The sequence below is a fragment of the Streptomyces sp. NPDC059679 genome (genome assembly GCF_042734105.1).
Lineage (GTDB): Bacteria > Actinomycetota > Actinomycetes > Streptomycetales > Streptomycetaceae > Streptomyces.
The window spans coordinates 1-1,361 of sequence record NZ_JBHWES010000197.1; the positions used below are offsets into that span (position 1 = coordinate 1).

1 protein-coding gene is annotated in these 1,361 nt (G+C 67.5%); it reads left to right on the plus strand.

Annotated elements, in window-relative coordinates:
• Positions 1–174 precede the first annotated feature (174 nt).
• Positions 175–1,361: polyketide synthase dehydratase domain-containing protein (locus tag ACFV2X_RS55615; RefSeq protein ID WP_385631991.1), on the plus strand; the 1,187-nt coding region annotated here is incomplete at its 3' end.

The window sequence follows — 1,361 nt, forward strand, 5'->3', positions numbered from 1 at the left end:
GTGGAGGAGTGTGTGTTGGAGGCGCCGTTGGTGGTGCCGGAGCGTGGTGGTGTGGCGGTGCATGTGAGTGTGGGCGCTCGGGATGAGGGCGGGCGACGCGCGGTAGTGGTGCGCTCGCGTCGCTCCGATGGTGACGCTGCCGTTGAGGATGCGTGGCTGGTGCATGCGCGTGGTGTGCTGTCCGAGACTGGCACCGGTCCGGGAGCCCAGCAGGGGATGTGGCCGCCGGTTGGTGTGGGGCGGGTTGATGTGGATGGGTTGTATGAGGGGTTTGCGGTGGCGGGGTATGACTATGGGCCGTTGTTCCGTGGGGTGCGGGCGGTGTGGCGGGGTGAGGATGAGGTGTTTGCGGAGGTGGCTCTTGACGACGGAGTGGTGCTGGATGGTTTTGCTGTCCATCCGGCCTTGTTGGATGCGGCGTTGCATCCGTTGGTGCTCCTTGATCCGGACGATGGGCAAGGTGTGAGCCGGGCGCGGCTGCCGTTCTCCTGGACCGGAGTCACACTCCACGCCTCAAGCGCGCGAACGCTGCGGGTACGGTTGCGCGCGACCGGACCTGACACGGTGCGCATCCAGGCCACCGACGAAACCGGAACCCCCGTAGCGTCCGTGGAGTCGCTGGTCCTGCGCCCCGTCACTCCGGAGCAACTGGTGAGCAGTCGCCAGGAAGATGCCCTTCACCACCTTCGATGGGCACCAGAAACCCCTGCCATGTCGACCGTGCGGCCTTCAGAGTCTCAGCAGTGTGCGGTGCTTGGCGCTTCGTCTTTGGTTCCATTGAGCGAGGGATGCCCGGTCTTCGCTGACCTGGCCGCGCTACGAGACGCGGTGGAGAAGGGCGCGCCAGTGCCTGACATGGTGGTGGCCGTCTTCATCTCGCAGGAGGCGTCATCGTCGCAGGGACTGGCCGTTGCGGCGCGACGGAACGCAGCAGCCGCCCTCGCGCTGGTGCAGGGATGGTTGGCTGATGAGCGGTTTGTGGAGTCGCGCTTGGTGGTGGTGACTCGGGGTGCGGTGGCGGTGGGTGCGGGGGAGGACGTGGTGGATCTGGCGCATGCTCCGGTGTGGGGGCTGATGCGTTCGGTGCAGCGTGAGCATCCGGATCGGGTGTGGCTGGCGGATGTGGATGAGGCTGATGAACTCCCGCTGCCGTTGTTGATGGGGCTGGCGGATGGAGCGGAGCCGCAGGTTGCGGTGCGCGACGGGGCCGTGCGCGTGCCCCGGCTGGTGCCTCGCTCCGGAGGCGCTTCCCTCGGTCCGGAAGCTGCGGTGGGGTGCTTGGACCGGTGGTCGGGGACGGTGTTGATCACGGGGGGTACGGGGACGTTGGGTGCGTTGCTGGCCCGGCATCTGGTGACCGT